The sequence below is a fragment of the Inquilinus sp. CAU 1745 genome (assembly GCF_039839375.1).
GTDB lineage: Bacteria > Pseudomonadota > Alphaproteobacteria > DSM-16000 > Inquilinaceae > JBDOQU01.
In genome coordinates, this window is sequence record NZ_JBDOQU010000002.1 from 149381 (window position 1) to 175721 (window position 26341).

Annotated in this window: 28 protein-coding genes; 7 read left to right on the plus strand and 21 right to left on the minus strand. The window is 67.9% G+C overall.

Annotated features, from left to right (window positions below; translation table 11 throughout):
- Positions 1 to 184 precede the first annotated feature (184 nt).
- Complete coding sequence (locus tag AAFN89_RS03125) at positions 185 to 1516, plus strand: hypothetical protein (RefSeq protein ID WP_347535797.1); 1332 nt, start codon at positions 185 to 187, stop codon at positions 1514 to 1516.
- A gap of 67 nt (positions 1517 to 1583) precedes the next feature.
- Here AAFN89_RS03125 and AAFN89_RS03130 read toward each other — a convergent pair whose 3' ends face one another.
- Positions 1584 to 2249: a GntR family transcriptional regulator gene (locus AAFN89_RS03130; protein WP_347535799.1), complete on the minus strand. Its 666-nt coding sequence runs from the start codon at positions 2247 to 2249 to the stop codon at positions 1584 to 1586.
- 140 nt (positions 2250 to 2389) lie between these two features.
- On the opposite strand from AAFN89_RS03130, the gene dctP reads away from it, so the two are divergent.
- From dctP to AAFN89_RS03155, 5 genes are all read left to right on the plus strand, one after another.
- Positions 2390 to 3382 carry a TRAP transporter substrate-binding protein DctP gene (gene dctP, locus AAFN89_RS03135; RefSeq protein WP_347535802.1) on the plus strand — a complete coding sequence of 331 codons (993 nt, stop codon included), beginning with the start codon at positions 2390 to 2392 and terminating at the stop codon, positions 3380 to 3382.
- 114 nt (positions 3383 to 3496) lie between these two features.
- The gene (locus tag AAFN89_RS03140; RefSeq protein WP_347535804.1) at positions 3497 to 3982 is read left to right on the plus strand and encodes a TRAP transporter small permease; all 486 of its coding nucleotides are present in this window, start codon (positions 3497 to 3499) and stop codon (positions 3980 to 3982) included.
- Positions 3979 to 5295, plus strand: coding sequence for a TRAP transporter large permease (locus tag AAFN89_RS03145; RefSeq protein WP_347535806.1), 1317 nt, complete (start codon positions 3979 to 3981; stop codon positions 5293 to 5295). The genes AAFN89_RS03140 and AAFN89_RS03145 overlap by 4 nt, the downstream gene beginning before the upstream one ends.
- Complete coding sequence (locus tag AAFN89_RS03150; RefSeq protein ID WP_347535808.1) at positions 5292 to 6653, plus strand: malonyl-CoA decarboxylase; 1362 nt, start codon at positions 5292 to 5294, stop codon at positions 6651 to 6653. Before AAFN89_RS03145 ends, AAFN89_RS03150 begins: the two co-directional genes overlap by 4 nt.
- Entirely contained in the window at positions 6646 to 8157 is a 1512-nt protein-coding gene (locus tag AAFN89_RS03155) for a malonyl-CoA synthase (RefSeq protein WP_347535810.1), read from the plus strand. Before AAFN89_RS03150 ends, AAFN89_RS03155 begins: the two co-directional genes overlap by 8 nt.
- Before the next feature lie 12 nt (positions 8158 to 8169).
- Here the strand turns inward: AAFN89_RS03155 and AAFN89_RS03160 are convergent, their stop codons facing one another.
- The 19 genes from AAFN89_RS03160 to AAFN89_RS03250 form a co-directional block, all read right to left on the minus strand.
- Positions 8170 to 9498: an MFS transporter gene (locus tag AAFN89_RS03160; RefSeq protein WP_347535812.1), complete on the minus strand. Its 1329-nt coding sequence runs from the start codon at positions 9496 to 9498 to the stop codon at positions 8170 to 8172.
- 49 nt (positions 9499 to 9547) lie between these two features.
- On the minus strand, positions 9548 to 10726 hold the full coding sequence (locus AAFN89_RS03165) for an EAL domain-containing protein (RefSeq protein ID WP_347535814.1): 1179 nt from the start codon (positions 10724 to 10726) through the stop codon (positions 9548 to 9550).
- A gap of 93 nt (positions 10727 to 10819) precedes the next feature.
- Positions 10820 to 11884, minus strand: coding sequence for a quinone-dependent dihydroorotate dehydrogenase (locus AAFN89_RS03170; RefSeq protein ID WP_347535816.1), 1065 nt, complete (start codon positions 11882 to 11884; stop codon positions 10820 to 10822).
- Positions 11881 to 12231, minus strand: coding sequence for a DUF952 domain-containing protein (locus tag AAFN89_RS03175; RefSeq protein ID WP_347535818.1), 351 nt, complete (start codon positions 12229 to 12231; stop codon positions 11881 to 11883). The genes AAFN89_RS03170 and AAFN89_RS03175 overlap by 4 nt, the downstream gene beginning before the upstream one ends.
- A gap of 159 nt (positions 12232 to 12390) precedes the next feature.
- The gene (locus AAFN89_RS03180) at positions 12391 to 12942 is read right to left on the minus strand and encodes a 3TM-type holin (RefSeq protein WP_347535820.1); all 552 of its coding nucleotides are present in this window, start codon (positions 12940 to 12942) and stop codon (positions 12391 to 12393) included.
- Positions 12939 to 13157: a hypothetical protein gene (locus AAFN89_RS03185; RefSeq protein WP_347535822.1), complete on the minus strand. Its 219-nt coding sequence runs from the start codon at positions 13155 to 13157 to the stop codon at positions 12939 to 12941. Before AAFN89_RS03185 ends, AAFN89_RS03180 begins: the two co-directional genes overlap by 4 nt.
- Positions 13154 to 13459: a hypothetical protein gene (locus tag AAFN89_RS03190; RefSeq protein ID WP_347535824.1), complete on the minus strand. Its 306-nt coding sequence runs from the start codon at positions 13457 to 13459 to the stop codon at positions 13154 to 13156. The genes AAFN89_RS03185 and AAFN89_RS03190 overlap by 4 nt, the downstream gene beginning before the upstream one ends.
- Before the next feature lie 26 nt (positions 13460 to 13485).
- Positions 13486 to 14985 (minus strand): phage terminase large subunit, encoded by a 1500-nt coding sequence (gene terL / locus AAFN89_RS03195; RefSeq protein WP_347535826.1) that lies wholly within the window; start codon positions 14983 to 14985, stop codon positions 13486 to 13488.
- Positions 14982 to 16703, minus strand: a complete 1722-nt coding sequence (locus tag AAFN89_RS03200) for a glycosyl hydrolase family 28-related protein (RefSeq protein ID WP_347535828.1) — start codon at positions 16701 to 16703, stop codon at positions 14982 to 14984. Before AAFN89_RS03200 ends, terL begins: the two co-directional genes overlap by 4 nt.
- 10 nt (positions 16704 to 16713) lie before the next feature.
- Complete coding sequence (locus tag AAFN89_RS03205) at positions 16714 to 17166, minus strand: hypothetical protein (protein WP_347535830.1); 453 nt, start codon at positions 17164 to 17166, stop codon at positions 16714 to 16716.
- Positions 17166 to 19061, minus strand: a complete 1896-nt coding sequence (locus tag AAFN89_RS03210) for a hypothetical protein (RefSeq protein ID WP_347535832.1) — start codon at positions 19059 to 19061, stop codon at positions 17166 to 17168. Before AAFN89_RS03210 ends, AAFN89_RS03205 begins: the two co-directional genes overlap by 1 nt.
- Positions 19058 to 19621: a hypothetical protein gene (locus tag AAFN89_RS03215; RefSeq protein ID WP_347535834.1), complete on the minus strand. Its 564-nt coding sequence runs from the start codon at positions 19619 to 19621 to the stop codon at positions 19058 to 19060. Before AAFN89_RS03215 ends, AAFN89_RS03210 begins: the two co-directional genes overlap by 4 nt.
- A 74-nt stretch (positions 19622 to 19695) precedes the next feature.
- On the minus strand, positions 19696 to 19932 hold the full coding sequence (locus AAFN89_RS03220; protein ID WP_347535836.1) for a hypothetical protein: 237 nt from the start codon (positions 19930 to 19932) through the stop codon (positions 19696 to 19698).
- Positions 19933 to 19966: 34 nt separating this feature from the next.
- Positions 19967 to 20785, minus strand: a complete 819-nt coding sequence (locus tag AAFN89_RS03225; protein WP_347535838.1) for a phage capsid protein — start codon at positions 20783 to 20785, stop codon at positions 19967 to 19969.
- A 249-nt stretch (positions 20786 to 21034) separates the two neighbouring features.
- Positions 21035 to 21754 (minus strand): hypothetical protein, encoded by a 720-nt coding sequence (locus AAFN89_RS03230; protein ID WP_347535840.1) that lies wholly within the window; start codon positions 21752 to 21754, stop codon positions 21035 to 21037.
- 13 nt (positions 21755 to 21767) lie between these two features.
- Positions 21768 to 23258, minus strand: coding sequence for a portal protein (locus AAFN89_RS03235; protein ID WP_347535842.1), 1491 nt, complete (start codon positions 23256 to 23258; stop codon positions 21768 to 21770).
- Between the two features lie 4 nt (positions 23259 to 23262).
- Complete coding sequence (locus AAFN89_RS03240; protein ID WP_347535844.1) at positions 23263 to 23496, minus strand: hypothetical protein; 234 nt, start codon at positions 23494 to 23496, stop codon at positions 23263 to 23265.
- A 19-nt stretch (positions 23497 to 23515) separates the two neighbouring features.
- Positions 23516 to 23926, minus strand: a complete 411-nt coding sequence (locus AAFN89_RS03245; protein ID WP_347535846.1) for a hypothetical protein — start codon at positions 23924 to 23926, stop codon at positions 23516 to 23518.
- Positions 23923 to 24288, minus strand: coding sequence for a hypothetical protein (locus AAFN89_RS03250; protein WP_347535848.1), 366 nt, complete (start codon positions 24286 to 24288; stop codon positions 23923 to 23925). Before AAFN89_RS03250 ends, AAFN89_RS03245 begins: the two co-directional genes overlap by 4 nt.
- 150 nt (positions 24289 to 24438) lie before the next feature.
- On the opposite strand from AAFN89_RS03250, the gene AAFN89_RS03255 reads away from it, so the two are divergent.
- Positions 24439 to 25071 (plus strand): helix-turn-helix transcriptional regulator, encoded by a 633-nt coding sequence (locus AAFN89_RS03255; RefSeq protein WP_347535850.1) that lies wholly within the window; start codon positions 24439 to 24441, stop codon positions 25069 to 25071.
- 92 nt (positions 25072 to 25163) lie between these two features.
- Here the strand turns inward: AAFN89_RS03255 and AAFN89_RS03260 are convergent, their stop codons facing one another.
- Entirely contained in the window at positions 25164 to 25973 is an 810-nt protein-coding gene (locus AAFN89_RS03260) for a hypothetical protein (RefSeq protein ID WP_347535852.1), read from the minus strand.
- Positions 25974 to 26341: the final 368 nt, after the last annotated feature.

Here is a 26341-nt window from a genome sequence, read left to right on the forward strand (position 1 = left end):
GACGGCCGCATGACAGGCATCCGGGCGCGGGAGAAAGGGTGGCAAAATCGCGTCGCCCCGGTGCATGTAGCCGATCATTCTTTTGCCGGAATCATGCTAGAATTCTTGACGATCCGGTTGGAAGGGATGGGCCGCCATCACGTCCCCCCGGAACGACAAAAACCATAAGTGCAGGGGACGATCTATGAAAACGGGTGCAATAGTGGTCGCACTGGCCGCCACCTTGGGCTTCAGCGCCGCCGCATCGGCGCAGGACATCTCCGCAACGCCGCTCTATGGCAACCTGGCGCTGAACAGCGGGTTCACCCCCGACCCCACCACGGTGGAGGTCCAGGCCGGCGGATCGGACGACGCGTCGACGCTGGGGGCCGGCTGCGGCGGCTACATCAACAACGCCGCGCCCGACGTTTCCGTCGATTACAGCGCCGGCGGCGGCTTCCCGCTGAACATCTACGTCAATTCCAGCGCCGACACGACGCTGGTGGTCCGCCAGCCGAACGGAAGCTGGGCGTGCAACGACGACAGTTCCGGCCTCAACCCGTGGGTTTCGCTGACCAAGCCGCAATCGGGCACCTACCATGTCTGGATCGGCACCTGGAGCGCGCCCGGATCGATCTCGCCCGCCACCCTCTACGTGTCGGAGCTGGAGCCGCAATGGACCGCCGTCGGCGGAACGCCGGACATCGCCGCCCTGCCGACCTACGGCACGCTCGATCTCGTGAACGGCTTCACGCCCGATCCGACGACCGTCGCCCTCCAGGCCGGCGGCCCCGACGACGCTTCGCTTCTGGGGCCTGAATGCTGGGGCTATATCAACAACGCCGCGCCGGATGTGGATCTGAACTACACCGCCGGCGGCGGGATGCCGCTCAACATCTACGTGTCGTCGGACTCCGACACCACGCTGGTCATCAACCAGCCGGACGGCAGCTGGGTCTGCAACGACGATTATGACGGCGTCAACCCGATGGTGTCGCTCGCCAACCCGCAATCGGGGCTCTACAACATCTGGGTCGGCAACTGGGATGGTTCCGGCATCGTCGACGCGACGCTGAACGTCTCCGAACTGCCGCCACAGTTCGCGGGCGGCGGCAGCGGCGTCGCCTCCCCCGATCTGGGCGCGGCCCCGCTCTACGGCACGCTGGATCTGGTGAACGGCTTCACGCCCGATCCGGCCAGCATGGCGGTCGATGCCGGCGGCAGCGACGACGCCTACGCGCTGGGAATGGCCTGCACGGGCTACATAAACAACGTCCAGCCAGACGTGAACCTTAACTATTCCGCCGCCACGGGCGTGCCGCTGAGCATCTTCGTCCAGTCCCAGGCCGATACGACCCTGGTGATCAACGGCCCTGACGGCCAATGGTACTGCAACGACGACGCCTCAGGCCTCAACCCGTCGGTGGGGTTCAAGTCGCCGCAGAGCGGTCTCTACAACATCTGGGTCGGCACCTTCGAACCCGGCGCCACGTCGGCGGCTACCGTCAACGTGTCGGAACTGCCGCCGCAATGGTGACCTGGCGGTAATGTCGAAGAAGCGCCCCGCGGATCTCCGTGGGGCGTTTTTCTTTGGTAGGGGCAGTTCAACCCTGCCTCGCCTGCAACCGGGGCAGGCTGGCGATCAGATCGCTGAATCGCTCGCCCTGCACGGTGATATGGGCCTTCAGCCGCGCTTCGGCGGCTTCCGGATCCCCCGCCCCGAGCGCTTCGATGATCGTCCAGTGTTCGGCAAGCGAGGCCTGCATCCGATTGCGCACCCTGAGCTGCAGCCGACGATAGGGTTTCAGGCGGCGGTGCAGCTTGACGGCTTCTTCGGCAAGGAAGCTGTTGCCGCAGCTATCGTAAATGCGGTGATGGAATCGCTCGTTCTCGTAATAATAGTCGTCAACGTCGCCCTTCCCCGCCGCCCGGGCGCAGGCCTCGCAGGCCTCGACCAGGGCGTCGCGCTGGGTGTCGGTGAGGCGCCGGGCCGCGAGGCGACCGCACATCCCCTCCAGTTCCGCCATCACCTCGAACATCTCGAACAGGCGGTTGGCCCCGAGACTCGCCACGACGGCGCTGCGTCGCGGCCGCAACTCGACGAGGCCGGATGCCGAAAGCTCAAAAAGCGCCTCTCTTATCGGCGTCCGGGATACGCCAAAGCGCTCGGCCAGCGTGACTTCGTCGAGTTTCTGGCCGGGCGCTATCCGGCCGATAACGATGTCCTGCTCGAGTGCGTCGAGAAGTCTGGTCGCCGTTCGTTCGATCATGGATGACATTATAATCCTGGAGTTTCTGTATACAAGAATCTTGACCACGGATACAGTTTGTGGTGCGTTCAGATACAGGGACGGTGTCCCCCTCTGATACAGGGATGAAGTCCCCCAAAAAATATTAAAGGGAGGAACTCATGCTGACGAAACTTTTGCACGGCGTCGGTGTCGCCGCGTTTCTGACCGGCTCAATGGCCGCCGCTCAAGCACAAACCACCTTACGGGCGTCGCACCAGTGGCCGCCAGGCGACGTACGTCACGAGATGGTCCAGACCATTGCCGATGAGGTCGCGGCGGCGGATGTCGGCCTGGAGGTCCAGATCTATCCGGCCGCCTCGCTGTTCGAACCAAGAGAGCAGTGGGGCGCGCTCGTCGAGGGGCAGCTCGACATCTCCGCCTTCCCCCTCGACTACGCGTCCGGCCGCCAGCCGATCTTCTCGGCGACGCTGATGCCGGGGCTCGTGCGCAATCACGACCGCGCCGAGCGGCTCAATGATTCCGCCTTCATGGATGAGATCAAGCAGGTCATCGACGAGGCCGGCGTCATGGTGCTCGCCGATTCCTGGCTCGCCGGCGCCTTCGCCTCCAAGGTGAATTGCATCACCAGCCCGGAGACGATCGACGGACAGGTGACGCGCGCCGCCGGCCCGATGTTCGAGCAGATGCTGGCCGGCGCGGGCGCGTCGATCGCGTCGATGCCGTCCTCGGAGATCTATACGGCGATGCAGACCGGCGTGCTGGACGCGGCCAACACAAGTTCCGGCTCTTTTGTTTCCTATCGCATCTACGAGCAGGCGACGTGCCTGACGGCGCCGGGCGACAACGCGCTCTGGTTCATGTACGAGCCGATCCTGATGTCGAAACAGAGCTTCGAGGAGCTGACGCCCGAACAGCAGGAGGCGTTGCTGGCGGCGGGTCAGGCGGCCGAGGAGTTCTTCGCCACGCAGGCGCGGGATCTGGACCAGGAACTGGTCGAGACCTTCGAGAATGCCGGCGTCGAGGTCGTGACGATGTCGGCGGACGATTATCAGGCCTGGCTGGATATCGCGCAGGAAACGTCCTACGCGACCTTCGCCGAAGAGGTCGAAGGCGGCGCGGAACTGATCGACAAGGCGCTTGCGGTGGAATGAACGACAGGGATCGCGGACGCCCGGGAACCAGAATCCGGGCGTCCCGCGCCTGTCGTCCGCTGACGCTCCGGCGTCGCCGTCGTCGTCTCCTCGATCCATCGCAGGCTCGATTTCATGTCTCATTATGTCCGCATCGTGAGCGCGGCGTCACGGCTCGCCGGGCTGCTGGCGGTCCTTCTGCTCGCCTCATCCGTGGTGGTGATCTGCCAGATGGTCTTCGTCCGCTCCGTGCTTGGATGGTCGACGATCTGGCAGACCGAGTACGCCATCTATTCGGTCGTCGCCTCGACCTTCATCGGCTCCGCTTACGTCCTCACGCTCAAGGGTCACGTCAACGTCGACCTGGCGCCATTGGCCGCCGGCCCGCGCATGCGGTTCGCGCTTGAGGCGACGACGGGAGCGCTGAGCCTCGTCTTCTGCATCCTGCTCGCCTATTCGGGTTGGACGCATTTCCACGAAGCCTGGTCCAGCGGCTGGAAGACCGCGACCGTGTGGCGGCTCCCGCTCTGGATTCCGCTCCTGCCGCTGCCCTTCGGAATCGGGCTGCTCTGCCTGCAATACGTCGCGGAACTCTGGAAGCTGCTGGAGGCGCGCCGATGAGCCCGGCCCTGAACGGCGTTCTGGTCCTGGGCGCGCTTCTCGTGCTCATGGGCATGGGCATGCCGATCGCCTTTGCGCTCGGCTTCGTCTCGATCATGGCGCTGCTGTTGACGCAGGGCTTCGGCATGCTGTCGATCCTCGGCGAAACCTTCTTCAGCGGGCTCGCCCATTTCGGGTTGGTCTCCATCCCGATGTTCATCCTGATGGGCGCGGCCGTGGCGTCCAGCCCGGCCGGCCGCGACCTGTACGAAGCGCTCGACCGCTGGCTCAACCGCGTGCCCGGCGGGCTCGTCCTGTCCAATCTCGGCGCCTGTTCGATCTTCGCGGCCCTGTCCGGATCGAGCGCCGCGACCTGCGCCGCGATCGGCAAGATGGGCATCCCGGAGATGGTCAAGCGGGGCTACCCCAACGATATCGCCGCCGGCTCCATCGCCGCGGGCGGCACGCTGGGCATCCTGATCCCGCCGTCGGTGACCATGATCATCTACGGCATCGCCACGGAAACGTCGATCGGACGGCTGTTTCTTGCCGGTCTTCTGCCCGGCCTGATGCTCACCGGGTTGTTCATGGCCTGGACTATCGTCGAATGCCGGCTGCGCGGCTACCGCTTCGACGAATTGACCTCGCGTTTCACCATGCGCGAACGGTTCGCCTCGCTGCCCCGCGTGCTGCCGTTCCTGCTCATCATCGCGGCCGTCCTCTATGTGCTCTATGGCGGCATCGCCACGCCGTCGGAGGCCGCCGGCGTGGGGGCGGTGTTCTGCATCATCTCCGTCGTGCTGATCTACCGGATGTGGAACCCGAAGCCGCTCGCCAAGGTTTTCAACGATTCGCTGAAGGAAAGCGTGATGATCATGATGATCATCGCCGCGTCCGAGCTTTTCGCCTTCACCCTGTCGTCTCTGTTCATCACCCAGTCGATCGCCGGATGGATCGCCGCCATGGACATCGGCCGCTGGGTGCTGATGGCGATCATCAACGTCTTCCTTGTGGTCGCCGGATGCTTCCTGCCCCCCGTGGCGGTCATCCTGATGACCGCCCCGATCCTGCTGCCTATCATCCTACAGGCCGGCTTCGACCCCTATTGGTTCGCCGTCATCCTGACGATCAACATGGAGATCGGCCTGATCACGCCGCCGGTGGGCCTCAACCTCTACGTCATCAACGGCATCGCCCCCGACATCACTCTGGGGCAGATCCTGCGCGGCTCCATGCCCTATGTGCTGTGCATGATCGTCGGCATCATCATCCTGTGCTTCGTCCCCGGCATCGCGACCTGGCTGCCCGACGTGATAATGGGACCGATGACGTGACCACCTTCCTCAACGATATGTTCCAGACCATTTCCGAACGCGGGCGGGCATTGCTGGAACGTCGGGGATTGCAGGTGGATCGCGGGGGCGCGGATCTCGTCAAGCTGTGCGAGAGCCTGGTTTCGACGCCCGGCGAGGCATCCGGCGTCGCGATCGCGTCGGAAGTCCTGCGCCGCTACGACGCGCTTCCGCCCGACCGGCAGGTCGACTTCCTGCGGTCCCTGGCCGAACAGTTCGGCGCCGACGACGACCGGCTTGTCCGCGCCATCCACGACTATATGGAAGACCCGAACGGCAGGACGGCGGGGCAGGTTCACTTTGCGGCCGAACCGCGCCGCCAGGAACTGATCCGACGCCTGAATCTGGCGCCGGCCGGCACCGCGTCGCTTGTCTCCATGCGTGTCCAGATCCTCGACAACCTTCGCGAATATCCGGAACTCGCCCTGCTGGACGAGGATTTCCGCCATCTTTTCGCGTCGTGGTTCAACCGTGGTTTCCTGGTGCTGAGGCGGATCGACTGGGCGACGCCCGCATCGATCCTCGCCAAGATCATCAAATATGAAGCCGTCCACCAGATCGCCGATTGGGAGGACCTCCGACGCCGGCTGGAACCCGCCGACCGCCGCTGTTTTGCGTTCTTTCATCCAGCACTCGTCGATGAACCGCTCATCTTCGTCGAGGTGGCGTTGACGCCGGACATACCGGCCTCGATCGCGGAGGTGCTCGCGACGGAACGCGAGATCATGGATCCGATGGAGGCGAAGACGGCGGCGTTCTATTCGATCTCCAATTGCCAGAAGGGCCTGAGGGGCATCTCATTCGGCAATTTCCTGATCAAGCAGGTCGTCGAGGACCTTGTCCGCGAGGCGCCCCAACTGGAGACCTTCGTCACCTTGTCTCCCGCCCCCGGATTCCGTGACTGGCTGGACCGGGAGCGGCGCGCCGAGGGACCGTCGGCGGCGACGGACGCCGACCGCGCGACACTTGCCGCGCTGGACGCGGACGACTGGCACAGAGACGCGGAGAAGGTTCAGGCGATCAAACGGGTCATCATGCCGCTTGCCGCGCATTACTTCTTCAGGGCAAAGGACGATCGCGGCCGGCCGATCGATCCGGTGGCGCGGTTCCATCTGGGGAACGGCGCCCGGCTGGAACGCATCAACTGGCTTGGCGACGTTTCGGCGAAGGGCCTCACCCAGGCCCGTGGCCTCATGGTCAATTACCGCTACGTGTTGAAGGACGTGGAGCGCAATCACGAAGCCTTCGCCAATTCCGGAGAGATCGCCGCATCTTCCCATATCCGCCGCCAGCTCCGTTCCAATGCGCAACCACAAACACCGATCCCCACCGATGAATAATTCCCTCTACGCGCGCCTTCGCGCGCATTTCCCCGACCCGGACAAGATCTTCATCGAGACGGATACCGGCCGGCGGCTGACCTATGGCGACCTGGAGGCGGGCTCGGCCCGTCTCGCGCATGCCCTCGTGGCGCGAGGCGTGAAGCCGGGCGACCGCATCGCCGTGCAGGTGCAGAAATCCCCGGAGGCCATTCTCCTCTATCTTGCCTGCGTGCGTGCCGGCGCGGCCTATCTGCCGCTCAATACAGGCTACACGCTTGCCGAGCTGTCCTATTTCATCGGGGATGCGGAGCCCGCTGTCTTCGTCTGCGACCCCAAGATGCGCGATGCGATCGCGGCCCTGCCGTCCGCGCCCGGTGTCGAGACACTGGACGCCGACGGCCGGGGAACGATCATGGACGCGGCCGCCGATCGGCCTTCAACGTTCGACGACGTTTCCCGGGAACGCGACGACCTTGCCGCGATCCTCTACACCTCCGGCACGACCGGCCGCTCCAAGGGCGCCATGCTGACGCAGGAGAACCTCGCTTCGAACGCGGAGGTGCTTGTCCGCTATTGGCGCTTCACGGCCGACGACGTGCTGATCCACGCCCTGCCGATCTTCCATACCCACGGGCTGTTCGTCGCCACGAACGTGCTGCTGATGGCCGGCGGTTCGATGATCTTCATGCCCAGATTCGACGCCGACACGATCATCGCCGCGATGCCGCGGGCGACGTCGATGATGGGCGTGCCGACGTTCTACACTCGCCTGCTGGAGCATCCGGGCCTGACGCGGGAGGCGACGTCCCATATGCGGCTGTTCACCTCCGGATCGGCCCCCCTGCTGGCCGACACCCATCGCGCGTTCGAGGACCGCACCGGCCACCGCATCCTTGAGCGGTACGGCATGACCGAAACGAACATGAATGCGTCCAACCCCTATGAGGGCGAGCGCCGCGCCGGCACGGTCGGCTTTCCGCTGCCGGGCGTCGAGTTTCGCGTCGCCGAGGCCGAGACCGGCCGCGCGCTGCCGCAGGGTGAGACCGGCATCCTTGAGGTCCGGGGGCCGAACGTCTTCAAGGGATATTGGCGCATGCCGGAGAAGACGGCGGCGGAATTCCGCGCCGATGGATTCTTCATTACCGGCGACATCGTCAAAATCGACGATGACGGCTATCTCCACATCGTCGGCCGCGCCAAGGATTTGATCATTTCCGGCGGCTACAACGTCTATCCGAAGGAAGTGGAGAGCGAGATCGACGCGCTGGCGGGCGTCGTCGAATCCGCCGTCATCGGTCTGCCGCACCCGGATTTCGGGGAAGGCGTGGCGGCTGCGGTCGTCAGGGAAGCCGGGGCAAAGCTGGAGGAAGACGCCATCCTTGCCGAACTGCAGGGCCGGCTGGCGCGCTACAAGCTTCCCAAGCGCGTGTTCTTCGTCGACGAGTTGCCGCGGAACACCATGGGCAAGGTGCAGAAGAACGTGTTGCGTGAGCGGTTCGACAATGTCTTCAGCACCGGTTGAGGCTGCGGCAACTCAGCCCGGCCAGCGGGCATGCAGATCGTCGATGACGAAGTCGTGGGCATGGCGGCCGTCCGCGCCGGCATCCCGCAGATGGGGGTGGCCGGGCGGCAGATCCCGGTGCCGATGGGCCAGCACCGTCGGGTCCGACCGTGGCCACAGCGCAGCCGCCGCCAATGCCGCAAGGCCGGTTATGACAGCCAGCACGACGAGCGTCGCCGGCAGGCCCGCCGCGAGGCCGAGCCATCCGGCCAGGGGATAGGTCACAAGCCAGCAGGCGTGGGACAGCGCGAACTGCGCCGCGAACAGGGACGGCCGGTCTTCGGCATGGGAGGAGCGGCGCAGCAGGCGGCCGACCGGTGTCAGCACCATCGAATAGCCCAGCCCCAGCACGCCCCATACGATCAGCAGCGCCGGCCAGCGCCAGTCGGGAAAGGCGACCATGGCCACCGCCAGCGCGGCGAGGCCGGCGGCGAGGATGCCGGCCGCCGATAGCATGACGAGGCGGTCCGGCGCGCGGTCCAGGAGGCGTGGCAGGCTGAGCGCGGCGATCATCGATCCCAGCCCGAAGACGGCCAGCGCGATCGCCAGGTCGGCGTCCGACCGGCCGAGCAGCCCGCGCACATAGACGACGCTGTTGACGATGACCATCGCCCCGGCCGAAGCGACGCACAGGTTGAGCGCCAGCAGGCCGCGAAGGCGGGGCGTCTTCAGATAGATGCGCAACTCCCGCGTCGCCTTCTCCACGAATCCGGCCTTGCGGCCGGCATCGCCCCGCCGGGGCAGCGTCACGGAGAGGACGAGCGCGGCGGAGGCCACGAAACCCACGGCGGTGCCGCCGAACAGCCAGTGGAAGCTGACGATGGTGAGCAGCGCCGCCGCCAGCAGCGGGCTGAGCAGGCTTTCCAGATCGTAGGCCAGCCGCGAGAGGGAGAGCGCGTTGGTGTAGTCCTTCTCATCCTCCAGTATGTCCGGGATCGTCGCCTGGAAGGCCGGCGTGAAGGCGGCGGAGGCGGACTGGAGGAGGAAGATCAGCAGGTAGATCTGCCAGATCTGGTCGACGAAGGGTAGCGACAGCGCGATTGCGGCGCGGAGGATGTCGAGCGCGACCAGGAAGCCCCGCCGGGGGAACCGGTCGGCGAGCGCGCCGGCAACCGGCGCCACGCCGACATAGGCGACCATCTTGATGGTCAGGGCGGTTCCCAGCACCGCCCCCGCCCTATCGCCGGCGAGGTCGAACGCCAGCAGGCCGAGCGCCACGGTGGCGAGCCCCGTGCCGCCGAGGGCAATCATTTGCGCCAGGAAAAGATGGCGATAGGTCCGGTCGCGCAGCACCGAAAGCATCGGAAATCGTCGCACACCGCCGGGCCGAAATGAACCCGGAACCGGTCATTCAACCCAGGCGGGCGTCGCCGAAGAGCGGGCCCTGGCCATAATCGATCGGCAGGTCCAGCACCTCCACCAGCACGGCTTCGGAATCGATGCCTTCGACGATCAGGTCTATGGCGGAGCGGTCCAGCGAATCCTTCAGGTCGCGCAGCGCCTCCCGCCCCGCATTGCCCGCCGTCCCGCGCAGCAGGGTCCGGGCGTCGATCTTGAGGAAGCGGACATGGCTCGCCTCCAGCACATCGGCGGAGATGCGGTCCAGCCGGTCGAGACCGGTCAGGCAGAAGCGGAAGCCCAGCGCCCCCAACGTCGCGATCGGGTCGCGCGCCGCCGCGCCATCGTCCCGGACCTCGCTGGCGTTCAGTTCCAGCACCACGCGGGACGGCAGTTCGGGGTTCAGATGCGCGAATTCCACGAACTGCGCCATGAAGTCGGCATCCCGCAGGGTCCGGTGCGCGACGGCGGCGAAGAACCCGACCGACCGCTGCCGGCGCAGCCGGTCGCGCACCATCTGCACGCAGCGGAACAGGAGGATGTTGTCGATCGAGGCCATCAGCGCCGGCCGGTCTGCAAGGCCGGGCGCCAGATGGGGCGTCAGCATCCCGCCATCGGGGGTGCGAATCTGGCTGAAGGCGCGGAAATGGCGGGGCTTGCGCTGCGGCAGGCTGACGATGGGCGCCAGCCCCATCTCCACCCTGTCGGCGCGGACGGCCTCCTCGATCAGCTCGATCGCCGCTTCCTCCCCCATCTCCGCCACGTCGATGATCCGGGGCGGCGGCGCGGCGGTGTCGATCGGCGTGACGCGCCGGCCGCTCATCCGGCCGACCATCTGCTGGAGCATCCGGACTTCTTCCTTCATGACGTCCAGCGTATCATCGCGCTTATCGTCTCTGCGGGGCTGCTCCAGAAGCTCGCCATGGATGGCGCGGACCTCCGCCCGCGCGCGGGCCAGTTCCTCCAGCACCGAATCGCGGGCGTCGGCAAGCTCCTTCAGCTCCCGCTTCAGCGCCGTCTCCCGCTCCTGCCGGGCATGGACCTCATGCAGCACGGCGCCGAAGATCAACGTGAGCGCGCCGATGGCGACCGACATCCAGCGCTCGATGCCCAGATGCGGCAGGCCCAGCGCCGCCGCGATGGCGAGCGCGCCGTAGATGAAGGCGATCAGGACGTGGCGGATAAGCGGCATGGGCTGGCCTGGGCGGCGCGCGCGAAAATCACGGGCGCGGGGAAAGTCCGCGGCAGGATGCCCGTCCCGGGTTGCGGTCTGGTTAACGCGCCCTCAAAGGTCCACGCCGACCGCATCGTCCAGCCTGGAGAATCCGTCCCGGCGGAGCAGCGCCGCCAGGTCTCGGCGGATCGCGCCGACCAGCGCCGGTCCCTGATAGGCGAGCGCCGTATAGAGCTGCACCAGGCTGGCCCCGGCCCTGATCTTGGCGTAGGCGTCCGCGCCCGAGGCGACGCCGCCGACGCCGACAATCGGCAGCCTTCGTTCGGTCAGCCGCGCCATGTCGCGCAGCACCGCCGTGGAGGCCGCCATCAGCGGCCGGCCCGACAGCCCGCCCGCCTGCCCCGCCAGCGACGGCGGCAGCGACTTGGGCAGATCGTCCGGCCGGGCGATGGTGGTGTTGGAGACGACCAGCCCGTCGATGCCGCTTTCCAAGGCGACCGTCGCGATGTCCGCCTTGTCGGCGTCGGTCAGGTCGGGCGCGATCTTCAGGAGGAGCGGCGGCCGGGGTCCTGTTCGTTCCCTTGCCTCCAGCACGGCGGCCAGCAGCCGCTCCAGCGGCTCCCGCCCCTGGAGGGCGCGCAGGCCGGGCGTGTTGGGGGAGGAGACGTTGACGACCAGATAGTCGGCATGGGCCGCCACGGCCGCGACGCCGGCGCGGTAATCGGCCTCCGCGTCCGCGCTGTCCTTGTTGCGGCCCAGATTGACGCCGACGATCCCCCGGCTCCGGTCGCGGGCGGCCAGCCGTGCGGCGGCGGCCTCCACACCGCCATTGTTGAAGCCCAGCCGGTTGATCAGCCCCTCCGCCTCGGCCAGCCGGAACATCCTGGGCTTCGGGTTGCCCGGCTGCGGGCGCGGCGTCAGGCTTCCCACCTCCACGAAGCCCAGCCCCGTGCCGAGCATGGCGTCGGCGACCTCCGCATCCTTGTCGAATCCGGCGGCGAGGCCGATCGGGTTCGGGAAGTCGATGCCCCAGACGCTGGTCCGGAGGATCGGATCGCCCTCCCGCGACGCCTTCGGCCCCAGCCCGGCCTTCAGCGCGGCCAGCGTCAGCCCGTGGGCGCGTTCCGGCGGCAGGGCGTGGAGCAGCGGGCGGACCAGCGGGAACAGGCCGGTCATTCCGGCATCGCCGGGAAGAGGTGCCGCCCGTCCGGCCCAAGGGGCAGGTCAGCGACCCAGATCGCAGCCCCGACCGGAAGCGGGCCGTAGAGATGGGGGAAGAGGGCGCCGCCGCGCGACGGCTCCCATTTCAGCATGTCGCCGAGGCTGGCGGCATCCACCGCCACCAGCTTCAGGCCGGCCTGACCCGCGAAATGCTTCGCCGCCGTCTCCTCGGCCTGAAGGGCGGTGGAGAAATGGATGAAGCCGTCGCGGATGTCGGCCTCGGAGCCGAGGAACGCCCCCTGCCGTTCCGCGGCTTCCCATTCGGCGGCGGTGCAGATCTTGTAGATGGTGGGGTCGGGCATGGCGGGGCTCTCGAAGGCCCCTCACCCTCCCGCTTCGCGGGTCCCTCCCTCTCCCCGGAGGGGCGAGGGTGAAAAGGTAGCCCTCTCCCCGCCGGGGAGAGGGTTGGGTGAGGGGCGGTTGTTTTCCTTGCCCCTACCTACCCCACCCGCGCCGCCGCATCATCCCCTTTCGCGCGCGAGGTTCAGCACCATGTCGCCGAAGGCGGCGGGGGACAGCCTCGACGCGCCGCCGATCTTCTCCCGCGACCGCTGGTAGACATAGACGCCCAGCACGCCCAGCCCCACCGACCAGATGATCGAGAGATTCGCCATGTCGGCGATGACCCGGGCGGCGGCCGGCGGGTCGGCGATGATGGCCCAGGCGACCGCGCCCATCTGCGCCGCCCAGGTGGCGGCCAGAATGTAGTCGAAGGTCGGCCGCATCCGGCGGACATACGGGTCGTCCGAGGCGATTTCCGCCCGCAGGCTTTCGTTCACCTGCGCCAGCGCCGCGCGGTAGTCGTCGGAGCGTATGGCCGCCATCGTCTCCAGGTGGCGGTTGGCGTCGGCCAGTTTCGCGGCCTCGATGTCGCCGCTACCGATCGCGCCTTCCACGGCCGCCAGCCCTTCGGCCGCCGCTTCGGCGACCGGATGGTCGATCCGCTCCAGCCCCTCGCGCAGCAGGCGGGCCAGAAGCGGTATGCCGATCTCGGCCAGCAGGGTGGGGATCATCGCGCCGCCTCCAGCGCGGCCATGGCCAGACGGCGGCAGAGGGTGGCGAGCGATCCTCCGGCGGGCGGTGCATCGGGGATTTCTCCCTTCGCCCAACCGGCGGCCAGCGTTTCAAGCTCCCGAACCGAACGGCCTTGGGCGGCGGCCAGCGCGTCCGCGAGCCGGTTCACACGGGAGGTGTCGCCTCCCGGAACGAGGCGGGGAAGGTGGTTCATCTTCCGTCTCCCGTTCCCTGCCGGTCCAGCTTGTTCTCGATCCGCAGCAGATGGGCGAGAAGCCGCCTTTCCACATCGGCCAGATAGCCGACGGAGGCATAGGATTTCGCGACCTCCAGCTTGTAGTCCGAGAGGCACTGCCGAAGGCCGATGATCTCCGCCTCCATCTGCCGGCGCTGCGCTTCCAGCGCCTGTTCGCCATCGTGCCGCGTGCGCCACAGCAGCCAGAACAGGCCGCCCAGCGCCGGCAGCTCCACGACGCTGATCCACCAGATGGGATCGATCATGAAGTCCGGTTCCATCGCCGTTCCTCCTTCTCCGTTCGGGTTCAGACATCGAAATCATGGGCGGCCGCTTCGGGCGCGGCGCCCTGCCGCCAGTCGGGCGGCGGCGGCGGCCGGTCGATCCGCGCCCGAGGCACGGACTGCGCGCCGAGGCAGCCGGCGACGGCGTCCAGCCCGTCGTCGCTGAGGCCCGGAACCTCCGGCCGCCATTCGGCCATCTCCTCGATGAAGGGGGTGTCCCAGACGCTGGAATGGACGTGCAGCCGGCCGGCCGCCATCCGGGCGTCGAACGCCTCAAGGATGCGCAGATGCTTGGCCTTGCGCGCCGTCTCTTCGAGGACCGAGACCGGCATCCTCCGGCCTGCAAGAGTCGTCCTGAGCAGTTCCGGCAGGAGGGCGCCGATCCCGTTCTTCTCGACATGGATCGACGGCAGATGCAGCCCGGTCAGAAAATTGGCCACCTGCACGCATTGCAGGCCGGCTTCCCGGGGGCCTTCATCCGGCCCGGCGTTCAGCCAGGCGATGCGGTGCAGGTAGGCAATCCCCTCGCCGTCGGTATAGACCGCCGCCACCACGCTGCCGTCGCCGCTGGCCTTCGCCAACGCCGGATCCCACCAGGCGGTCCCGCTGACCAGCCGGCGGCCGTTCAGGTGCAGCCTGGCCCGCCGGTTCGCCTCGCTGTAGGACAGTTCGCCCTCGTAGCGGCGGAGCCGGGTCGGATCCAGCCGGGCGTTCGCCAGCGACGCCGGCCGCAACTGCATCTGGCTTTCGAAATGGAGCGGCCCGGACCGCTTCCTTCGCCGTTCTATCTCCTCCAGCGGATATCGTTCCGGCCAGGCGGAGCGCCCTTCGGCGTCCAGCAGCGGCAGGGCCAGCCGATCGAAGCCGGCGAGGAAACCCGGCTCCTTCTCATTGTCCCGCCCTTCCTCGCCCTGCCCCTCCTCCGTCGCATAGATCGTCCGGCGATGATGCGGCGTGCCGACATAGAGCTGCGTGCCGCCCGGCGTCAGGATGAATTCGATCTCGATCAGCCGTTCCCGCAGGCTTTCCCGCTTCGCCGCCGTTGAGACGGTGTTCGGCACCTCCACATCGTCGCAGATCACCACGTCGGCGCGGGTGCCGGTGACGTTGGCGGTGACGCCGCGCGCGACCATGGAGGGATCGCGCATCTCCACCGGCCGCTCGACCGTGAAATACTCCCCCGCCCATTGCTCCGGCCGCGACGGCTTCATGTCGCCGGTCATAGGATGACGTTCGATGATCCGCCTGGTGGTGCGCACCATGCGCAGCGCGAGCGACAGTTCCGCCGCCAGAACCAGCAGGCGCAGGCCCGGGTCACGGCGCAGCAGCCAGGCGGAGAACAGGCCGACCAGAGTCGACTTGCCGGCCCCGCGAAAGGCCATCAGCAGCAGCCGGTTGCGCCCTTCCGCCCACGCCGCCTCCAGCCAGCGGAGGATGGTCCGGTGGTGAAGCGGGGTCGTCTGGCCCTGCTGCGCGTTCCAGGCGTCGACGAAATCCTCCAGTCCGATTATCTCCCCGGTCACGGATGACGGTCCGTGATCCACCAGGACCCGCCATTGGACATCAGACCCACGCTGTGCCCCTGGCCCTGGAGGCTGAAGGGTTGGCCGTCCGGATTGCCGCCATCGGCGTCGACGATCGCGACCGCGTTGGCCGAAGGATCGGTCTTCTTCACCGTCACCTGCCGGCCGGGCGCGGCGGAGGGGGCGGGCAGAGTCGCCGTGACCGGCCCGCCATAGGCGCTGACGAGGTGCAGCCGCGCCGCCGGATCGATCTGGTAGTCGGAGACGCCTTCGGCGAAGCGGGTCTGGCGCACCAGTTCCCCCAGCGTCGCCAGCGGGGCCTCCAGTTCATCGACCAGTGCGCGGCCCAGCCGGTTCTTGACCGGGAAGCCGGCGTTCAGCGTCAGCGTGCCGCCATCCGACCGGTCGTCGATCGCCGCGCCGGCGCTGGCGGAATGAAGGTTGACGATGGTCGTCTCCCCCGCCCCCTCCTCGATCAGCACGTTGGGCACGAGGCCGAGGCTTTCGGTGTAGAGGTTCAGGATCTCCGTCTTCGACGCGCCCGGCCCCAGCCGGAAGCAGGCTTCGGCGTCTGTCGAAACGTTGGCCTCGCACTCGTTGAAGACGTTCATGTGCCCGCCCGCCTCCACGAAGAAGCCGGACCCGGCGATGGGGGCGGACAGGCTGTAGACCCGGACGTCGTGGAACTTGTTGGCGTTGGGCGTGTCCCCCGCCCCGGTGCGCGTCAGGTGAACGCCGTGGAGCGACGGCCGGGCGACCAGCACCCGCTGCACCGCGTTCCAGTAGCAGGGCCATGCCGGATCGTCCCCGCCGTCCAGCACGATCCCGCGCGCCGCGTCCCAGATGGAGAGGTCGCGCAACACATTCTGGACGCATGGCCCCTCAGCACCATGGAGCAGCACGCCGATGGAGCCGCCGACAAGCTTCATCCGCTCCAGCGCCGCATAGCCGGCGACGATCTCCACCAGGGCTGCGTCGGCTTCCATTCGAAGCTCCGTGCCGTCGCCCGCGCCGGTCAGCGTCCGGCCCTCCGTCAGCGTCAGGGTCCCGGTGATCCGGTAGGTCCCGGGCGGCGCGAAGACGGCGCGGGCCGCCGCCAGCGCGGCGCGGAAGGCGCCGGTATCGTCCGCCACCCCGTCGCCGGCCGCGCCGAAATCGCGAACCGACAGCGCGTCGGCCAGCTTCGCATGGACCTCGCGCGGCACGATCCCTTCCATGGCCGGCTGGAACGGGCCGAACGGGCTGACCACCTGCCCCACCGCGCCCAGCGCCAGGTTTCCTTCCGCATCGAAGACCAGCGCCCGGTTCGCCCGCGTCGCCCGGTCCGGCAGGGCGAGGCCGGCCGGTTCCTCATGCGCCGGAACGCGGATCGTCCGCGCCAGCGCGTCGGCGAATTGCCGGTCGATGGCGATCTGCCGGCCGAACGCGTCGTTGAGGCTGCGCGCGCGCAAATCGCCGCCCGGATGGAATTCCGTCGCCGCCGCGACCGGGACCTCCCTCCGCAGGGTGACGATTGTCCCGGCGGTGGGCGGGATGTCGAACCGGACCGCCCCGCCGGCGGGATCGCCCGCGCCCTCGACCGTGAAGCCGCTGGCATGGTCGGTCCCGTTCAGCGACACCGCCAGTTCCGCCGCCCGCAGGATCGCGAAGGGGAAGGCGAAATCGGTCGCCACACCGTCCGCGACATAGCGGATGCGCGACAGGCTGCTCTCGGTCATCGAAAGGCTCCTAGAAACGGTCGGTGATGCGGGTCAGCGTGGAGAAGCGGGCCCGGTCGGCGAGGCGGGAGCGGTCCAGCAGATTGACCCGGCGGCGATAGGCCCGGTCGTCCCGGATGGCGGCGATCCGGCTCGCGGTCTCCTCGGCGCGCGACCGTTCGCCGGAGGCCGCATCGCCGATCAGCCCCAGCAGCAGCGCCTCGCCGGACCCGTCCTCGCTACCGACGCCCTGGCCGCCCAGTTGCGCGCGCCGGCGGGCGACCGCACGGCGCAGCGCCTCCCGGCGGCTTTTCTCCGCCTCCGCCGCCTGCCGGCGCGTGTCCGAGATATCGCGGGCGGCGGCGGCCTCGTCGTGGCGGGATTGGGCCTCCAGCGCCTCGCGGCGGTGGCGGTTCTGGCTCAGTTGGCTGGCGAGACCCAGCCCGGCCGAGGCGATGCCGGCCAGAGAAACGAGGGCGCCCATCAGTCGTTCACCTTCAGTTGCGTGGTCGCGGAAAGCAGGGTGAAGGGCAGCGGCGCATCGTCGACGATCCGCCAGAGCGGCTCCGTCCCGCCACGCCGCCAGCCCAGATGGCGGATCGCGCGGTCGCCGGTGAAGGGCGGCGGCGTCTCTCCCAGCACCGCGCCTTCCGCCAGCCGCCGCAGCGGCATTGCGGCGGGCCCCCGGCCGGCATCGACCGTCAGCCCACCTGTATCGACCAGCCGGAAGACCGTCCGGACGGGGCGCAGCGCCACCCCTTCCGCGCCGACGCCGCCCAGCGCGGGCGGCAGCGGTTCTATCCGGTGGGTGAAGGGCAGGCCGACGGTCAGGGTCCGCGCCGGTTCGTCCAGAACCAGCCGGCCCGCGCCGACAGTGGCCTCGCCCCGCTCCACCCCGTCGGCGACGATGCGGACCCGCCTTCCCTCCAGATGATCGAGGCCGGACCAGACGGTCGTCGGCGCGTCGCTGGTCCCGGTCAGCGCGGAATCCAGCGCGGCGTCCGCCGACAGGACCTCCAGGAACCAGCTTCCGCCGCGCCGGACGGCCAGGTGGGGCGCGTCACCGACGATCGCGACCGACGCCATCGCGCCGTCTGTCTCCCACCCGGCCCAGGCGGTCACCTGCTCCGCCCTGTAAGCTGTGAGGATCGCCAGCGACCCGTCCTCCATCGCCACCATCAGCAACCGGCGGGCGGGGTCGTAATCCTGGTCGACCGGCCCGGTCACCAGATGGCGGGCCAGCAGCGCCAGATCGACGGAGCGGTAGGCCTGCTCCAGGTCGGTATAGAGGAACTCCCTCACCTCCCGGCCGCTTCGGGCGACGAACAGGGTCGCGCCCTCCACGTCGCGGGGCGGCACGCGGCGGTCGACCGGCGAGCCGATGCGGGTCTGGCGGCGCAGCGCCACCGTCGCCGGGGTCAGCGGATCGCCCGCGACCATCCATTCGCCGCCGGCGGTGAAAAGCTGGAGATGCCGGCCGGAATGGAGCGCGCGGATCGCGTTCACCTGGTCGGACATCACCGGGAACTCTATCCCTTCGTCGTCCAGCCCCGTGCCGAGGTCGAAATTGTAGAGATCGCCGGTCCGCGACAGCCACAGCCTGTTGGGCAGGTCCCGCGACCCGCCGACCGCCAGCCGCGACTGGTGGAAGATCGCCGTCGCCGGCCAGCCGCGCGCGTCGGACCAGGCGCTTTCCTCCCAATCCGCCGTCGGCCCGGCATCCTCCAGCGTCGCCGTGATCCGCGCGCTGACCGCCCTGCCGTCCAGCACCTGCTCTATGCGCAACTGCCCGCCGCCCAGCCGCAGCCTTGCGCCGGTATGAGCCTGGGTGAAAATGTCGGCGCTGGCGGTCACGGTGACGAACCCGTCGATCCCGCTCGCCGTCAGCGTCACCCCTTTGTCGGCGAAGCGATGGAAGGGGGCGAGGCTCACGCCATCGCGGACCAGCGGCCAGGGATCGATCCGCCAGTCCAGTTCGCCCCGCCGCGTCACCCGGCGCGGCGCCGTATCCGGATGGCAGACCAGCAGCGTATCGGCGCTCTGGGTCCAGGCGATCGACGCCAGCGCCGCCTCCGGCCACGGGCTGTCCAGCGCGGCGATCGGCGCGCCTTCGCGATAGATTGTCAGCCGGCGGTCGGTGAAGGCCAGAAGGTAGGTCTGTTCGGCATTGAATTCGAACGCGACCAGCCGCGCCCGGCCGGGCAGCAAATCCACGAAATGCAGGCCGGGCCGCCGCGTCACCCCGCCGGTGGGCAGGACGATCAGGTTTCTCAGCTTGGCCGCGCCGTTTTCATAAGCGCGCAGATCGCTTCTGCCGTAGAGTTCGGGCGAGATCTCCCCGGCGGTGAAACCGGTCTGCGCCGTCCGGACCCTGGTCATGATCGCATCCTCCCGAAGCGGACATCGATCAGCGTGAAATCCTCGAACCGGGGCGGGGAATCCTGCTGGCTGTCGATCAGCCGGGCGCGGCGCAACTCCGCCTCCGCCCATTTCGCCAGCGTCTCCGCCCGGCTGGTGTTCTCCGTCAGCGGGATGCACATCTCCGCCGCCAGCCGGGCGATCAGCGCTGTCTCGAAGAAGGGCGGCGTGTCGGTTTCGGGCGGCCGGAAGATGTGGATCAGCACCGCGCCCGGCGCGTCGGCCAGAAGCCGCCTGCCCTCTATCCGGTAGTCCAGCCCCCGCGCCCTCGGCGGAAGGCCGGCCGACAGCGCGCGCAGCATGTCGGAGGGAAGCTGGAACCCGCCCTCCTCCAGCGCCGCCAGCCGGGCGGTGCGGGTGGCGAAGGCCCATGGATGGTCGGACAAGAGCGCATCGCGCGCCGGCCCGTAGAGCGCGCCCGCCACCTCCGCCTCCGCCGTGGGATCGTCGAAGCCGTGGATCGCCGACGCGCCCAGCTTCAACAGCGCGCGGTTCGCCAACGCGATGGCCGAAAGCGCCATGGCGGGTTCCTCCCTGATTGTCCTGGTTTTCTCGAAATGCGGGAACGGCCCTTCCGGGCCGTTCCCGTGCGCGATCAGATCGCCGCTACTGTCACCTCGGTCCCGGTGTTCGCGCCGACATGGTAGATCGTGCCGGTAGACCCGCCGTCGGCCGCCGTCAGCATCATGTCGCCCGTCCGCACCAGATCGGCCGCCGCCGTGAAATAGCCCGCCCCGGCGACCGTCGCGCCGGGATCGGCCGTGCGGTAGTGCCACAGCGTGAAGCCGTTGGCGTAGGCCAGCACGCTCAGATCGTTCATCTTGAACGCCATCTTTCGATTCCTTCTCGTTTTTTTGAAAGCGCGCTTAATTTTCCAGGCAGGGCAGCCTGACGATTCCGGCGCCGTCGATCAGCGCCGCTCCCTGGCTCATCATGTTGTTGACGAAGTGCGCCGCGCGGTCGCCATGCCAGGTCACGTCGCTCCGCACATCGGAGCCCGAGGCGTGGCCGACCGCCGTCTTGTGGTACCAGAAGCCGGTGCGGACCCCGCCCGCAAGCGGCAGGCCGGAATGGGGCAGCCACAGCGTGCCCAGCCACCGCTTCGCCTGCGTCCCGCGCCAGGGCAGCTCGTCGGACCCGACATAGTCGGAAGACGCGAACTCCTCGATCGCCAGAAGGTCGGACCATTGCTTCCATCCGATGACGGCGGTGCGCTGCCCGTCATCGGGCACGTCGGCGCCGCCCAGCATCTCGAACGCTTCCAGCACCTTGGGTTTGGTCAGGCCGTCCGTGCCGTCGCCGGCCTCCTGCACGGCGTCGGAAAGCGCGTCCAGGATCAGCTCGTCGGTCTTGCGGCCCAAAGCGTAGGCGCCGGCATTGGCGATCACCGACCGTTCGTCGATGTTCACCTTCAACTCATCCAGCTTGTCGACCCAGTCGCCGGCGTAATAGTCGGCCAGCAGGCATTCGACCGGCTCATGCTCCAGGTTCATCACCGGCACATGGCCGTGGCGCGCCTTGGTGGCGGCGGTGCCCTTGCCGACCTTCTGGAAGGTCGTGCTGGCGCCGGTGACGCTGGATTTGGAGCGCACGGTCGGCCGCAGCTTCGACCCCATGCGCTGATAGGCTTCGTGGACTTCGCGTTCGAACTGCTTCACGAACGCCTTGTCGATGGTGGTGGCCATCGGGCGGACCTTTCGGTTGGTGTTGGATTTTCTTGGGAAAGGAAGGCGACGGCCGCCGCGCGCCGGGCGCGGTTATGGCGTTGCTGGAGAAGATAATAGGAATTTTATCCTGGATGTCAAGGAAGGAAGTGAACCAAAACACCCCCTCACCCAACCCTCTCCCCGGAGGGGCGAGGGCTAACAACTGCACCCTCGCCCCTTGTGGGAGAGGGAGGGACCCGGCCCGAAGGGGCGGGAGGGTGAGGGGTCTTACGCCGGATAGAGCTTCCGGAATCCCTCCGTCACCCGCGCGACGACCGACGGGTCCTTGTCGCGCCAGTAGCGGGGGTCGCGCATCAGGGTCTGGAGGTCGGTTTCGCCCGATCCCGCATCCGCCCTCACCGCCGGCGGTTCCGCCGACGACATCATGCCGTGGAGCGCCTGGACGCCCTCCACGGAGGCCGCCAGCCCCTCCAGCGCCTCGGCCGGCAGGTTCTCCCGCCCCCAGGCCAGAAGCTGGCGTGAGGTCTCCCGCCATTTCTCCGGTCCGCCGAACTGGGCCTCCAGCCGTTCGATCTCCCGGTCGGCCTGCGCGTCGGCGGCGATCTCCCGGACCAGCGGGGCCAGCCGATCGGCCGCCAGATCGTAGACAAGCTGCGCCTGCGCCGGCGTGAAGCCGGCCTGGTGCAGCGCCGCGTTCACCTCCGCGTCGGGTTCGAACAGCCCGTCCTTCACCGCGACCTCATAGCCGTCGGCCGCCTCGGGCACGCCCATCGCCCGCCACAGCCGCTGGCGGTCGGCATCCTCCATCTCGACGGAAGGCGCGGGGATCATGCCGGACAGCTTGCGCTCCAGCTCCCGATAGGATTTCGCGAGCGCGTCGACCCTGACCGCGCCGCCCTCGGAATCCCAGAACTTCTCCGGCACGCCCTCCGGGCAGGCGGGCGGCTCCACGATCTCCTCCGCCGCGACATTCTCGATCTCGCTCATCGTCCGTTCTCCTCTAGGGTTGGATGGAAGGAAGGATGCTGTCGGCGGCCGGCGGGGTTTCGCGCACCAGCTTCGGCGGTACGCCGAACCGGCGGCCCAGCCAGCGCGCCGCCTCCGCCATGTCGGCGACGGCGGTCGCCTCGGGTCCCAGCGCCGCCAGCGCCTCGACCCACAGGAGGGTCGACCGCGCGTCACGCTGCGCCTGGGCTTGCGCCAGCGGCGACCTGAACTGGATTTCCACCGTCCGGCCGTCGGCGGCCAGGTCCGGGATTTCTCCCCGCCGCCGCAGGATGGAAAGGCAGCGATGGACCAGCGGCGTCAGCAGCTCCGCCTGCAACCGGCCGTAGGTCGCGCCCAGCAGGCGGGTCATCGCCTCCGCCCGCTCCAGCACCTCCGTCGCGGTCATGCGCGGCGCATCCACCTGCGCCAACTGGTCGGCCAGCAGCGCATGGCGGATGCGGGCGCGCAGATCCTCCAGCACAAGCTGCGACACGTCGAACTGCCCCGGCGGCTTCAGCGGCGTCAGCCCCGCCGACCCCACGGCCTTGGGGATGATCGTGCCGGGCTTCAGCGCCACCGTCGCCGGGTTCAGCACCCCATCATCGTCGGCCTGCCAGATGCCGGTGACGGCGATGGTGGCGTTCTTCAGGACAAGCTCCACCACCTTGTTGGCGGTGCGGATGTCCGGCAGCGCCTTCATCACCGGCGACCGTCCGTAGATCTCGCCCGGGGCCTTCAGCCAGCGGAAATGGAGGTAGGGGGAGGTCGCCGCCCAGCCATCCTCCAGCATCGCCGGCCCCTCGGTCCCGGCATCCAGCACCAATGTCCGGCGGTAGCCGCCGCCGGGCGCGGGGCGCACCGTCTCCAGCACCGGGAAGCGGGCGTCCGGGTCGCGCATCGCCTCCGCCGCCAGGCCGGGCGGCAGGGTCGCGGCGGGGAAGCGCCGGGCGAAGGCGGCGGCGGTCATGGGCGTCCGCCGCCAGCTCGAATCCAGCCTTCCCTCCGGCCCTTCCTCCAGCACGATCTCCGACAGCGGAATGGCGGAGAAGCGGAGGGCCGAGCGTTCGCCGGAGGCGGTTTCCTCCACCAGCAGGCTGCCGGTTCCACCGACGACCAGATCCAGATAGGCCTGATGGATCTCCACCGCGAAGTTGGAGCGGTCGAGATGGCCGGCCAGGATCTCCGTCATCCGCTCCAGCGCCGGCGCGGCGGCGGCGCGGTCCTCCGGCCCCAGGTCGGGTCCGGCGACGAAGCCGACCCAGCCCGACCAGGGCGGCGTCAGTTCCGCCAGCAGGCTCGCGGCCAGCCGGTCGACCGCGTCCGGCGCGGTGCCGTCATAGAGCATCTCCCCCCGCCGCGCGCCGGGAGGAGAAGGGGAGAAATCCGCCCGCAGCGGCAGCGCGTGGTCATAGCAGTCGCGCCATAGCGGCGCCCACCGATCTCGCGCCTCCCGCAGCTTCACGAAGCGGGCCAGCAGCCCTTCCGGCGTGTCGTGCCCGTCCATGGCCTCACTCCCCCAGCAAATTCTTGCGGCCGGGCCGGTCGGCGCGCGGGGCCAGCACGCCCCGCCAGCCGGTCAGGACGGTGCCCGCCAGGCCGCGCCGCCGGCGCCGGACCAGGGCCAGCCGCTGGGCGGCCGGGTCCTCGGCCGGATCGTCCGCCGCGACGGGTTCCGGCTCGGGCTCCGGGGCCGGCAGCAGGCGGACCGGCCGGGGCTTGGGTGTGCTGAACAGCGATCCCATGGATGGCTCCTCTCTCTTCTCAATCTTCCGATGGGGTGGGGCGGGCGAGCCGCCGGTAGAGCTGGTGGGGCGTCAGCGTCAGGCGCGCCCGCAGGCCCAGCATCCGCTTGACCGCCTCCACGCAGGTGAAGAGGCCCCAGGGGGCGGGATCGCGACGGTTCCAGTCGATCGCCGCCGGGATCACCGTCAGCCCGCGCGACCGGTACCATTCCGGCAGGTCGAAGCCGGTGGGCGCGGGCTGCGCCGTCACCTCCATATGCGTGGACAGCGGGTCGATGGTGATCCAGCCCGCGCCGTCGAACAGGGCGACGAAGCAATGCCGGAAGCCCGGCTTCAGCAGCGCCAGCCAGCGCGGCCGCGCCGCGTCGCCGAAGACGACCCAGGCGTGGGGGCGGTCGGGCGTGGGCGCGCCGGGATCTCCCGCGCTCAAGCGACGATCCCCTTGCGCCGCAGCGGCCCCTCCAGCCTGTCCAGCGCCTCCCGCCACAGGCCGGCCGACCGCGCTTCCCGCCGGCGCGCCGGGTCGGGCGCCATCAGGCGGCGGCCGTAATGAGCCAGCACCGCGACATGGTCGCGGATCAGCCGGCGGTGGCGGTAGAGCCTGTCCAGCGCGCGGAAGATGTCCACCGGCTCGCACGGACGCGGCGTCAGCGCCTCTCCCGCCCGCGGCTTCGCGCCGTCCAGCAGCGCCTGATGGGCCTGCATGAACCAGAACCACGCCTCCTCGGCGCTGGAGAAGGGCTGGGTCGGGGCGGCCGCGGTCGCGCGCGGCCCGAGTCGCTCTCGGGGCATTGGGGGCCTCACCAGTGCTGAAGAAGGTTTGGGGCGCGGACGCAATCCGCCGCGTTATGGAGCCATGGTCGTATGCTTTAATTCCTATGTCAAGGAAAATATGAATACGTTCCTACGGACTCCTTCGGCGATTTATGAGAAATTGTTCCCATGCTCAAACATGGCGACATCTGGCGCGCGATCGACCGCCTGGCCCGTAATCACGGCCTGTCGGCCTCAGGCTTGGCGCGCCGCGCGGGGCTCGACCCCACGACCTTCAACCCGTCCAAGCGCGCGACGGCGGAAGGCAAGCTGCGCTGGCCGTCGACGGAGAGCATCTCCAAGATTCTGGAGGCGACGAGCGCCAGCATGGCGGAGTTCGTGGGCCTGCTGGACGATCGCGAAAGCCCCCGCGCCCATCAGCGCATCCCGATCATCGGCTATGCCCAGGCGGGGGCGGAAGGCTATTTCGACGATGCCGGCTATCCCGCCGGGACGGGCTGGGACGAGGTGCTGTTCCCCGACGTTGGCGATCCGCACGCCTATGCGGTGGAGATCAGCGGCGATTCGATGGAACCGGTCTATCGCGACGGCGACACGCTGATCGTCTCCCCCTCCTCGCCGCTCAGGAAGGGCGACCGCGTCGTCCTGCGCACGCTGGCCGGGGAGGTCATGGCCAAGCAGCTTGCCCGCATGAGCGCCAACCGGATCGAGCTTCTGTCCCTCAACCAGGCCCATCCCGACCGCACCTTCAAGCGCGACGAGGTGGCCTGGGTCGCCCGCATCATCTGGGCCAGCCAGTGAGGACTCCAATCCTCCGCCATCCCTAGGATTGCCGGCCCACCTGGTGCAAGTTTGCTCAGAGACGGAACGTTAAGAAGCGTTGATGGACGAGCCTACCAAGGAGGAGATTCATTCTCTTCCTGCTCCGTCAGATAGCGATCAAACTCATTGAATGCCCCACCAACACTCTTATCTGCACGGCGTTTAGCTTTACGGATAAATATCCGAAAATAGCTTAGAAGGTCCTCAAAACTTTCTTTTGAGATACTTTCCGGATAAGTCAGAACCACATCGCCCTCTTCCAGACCGAACACTTCGCGGCGTGTTCCGACTGGTGTGGCTTCCGGCGCTTGCGGCGGGCGGGGCGCTGCGTATTCCGTATGGTGCCCACGCGGCTGAATTTGGGGATTCTCCGTCTGTTCAGATGCCCACTCTGACTCCTCGTGACCTGGACGGAGCCCCGCCGTCTCCGTCTCGACAAACTCGGACGTTTCACGATAAGAGCGAATAGCTCGATCAGCGGCATCAGGTAAAAATTTGCGCTTACCGAGAAGATAAGAGCGAAGGGCGGCGTCACTAACCTTTCCTGGAAAATTGCTATCAAGATCCTTAAAAAGTTCTGGTTCCTGCGCGGCGGCCTTAATAGCCTCAATCCGCTCTGTGCTCCCCGCCCCATGCACAATGGCAGCAAGAGCCCGATCAGTAATCCATACCTCGTCAGAACGCCCCTCCAGCAAACCGTATTTGCTTAGAGCCGAAATCACTCCAAGCGATTTCCCATTCAAACTAGCGTAACCCATATGCTCGGCAATAAGACTCTTTGGGATCTTATTCTGATAGTCTGCCGCGTAAATCTGACCGGCCTTTTGGAGAGCTTCGGGCAGACTGATGGCTGGATAACGGGGACTTCGAGCTTGTTTCATAGCCAACCTCCATATTATTCCCACAGCAAGATATGCTTATTCGCCCCATAGAGCCAGCCAATTCGACGAGATGTGCGTTACGATCAACGTATATAGCGATTAATTATTGACGCTATAGCGAATCGCCGGCATTGTTGCTTTATAGAAATGGAGGGCACAATGATCAGGAGGGTTGGTCCCGCCGCATTCCGTTCACCGATGCGGTAGGGCCTAAACGAAGAGCCGCCCAACCCCGGCAAGGGTAAGGCGGCTCATGGTGGGCCACTAATTCAGCGTGCAACTGCGGCGGTGTTTATAGCACCGCCGCATCTTTTTGTGAATCCCCATCTCCAATCGCCGGCCGGACGCAATCCTGCCCGGCGGCGGCG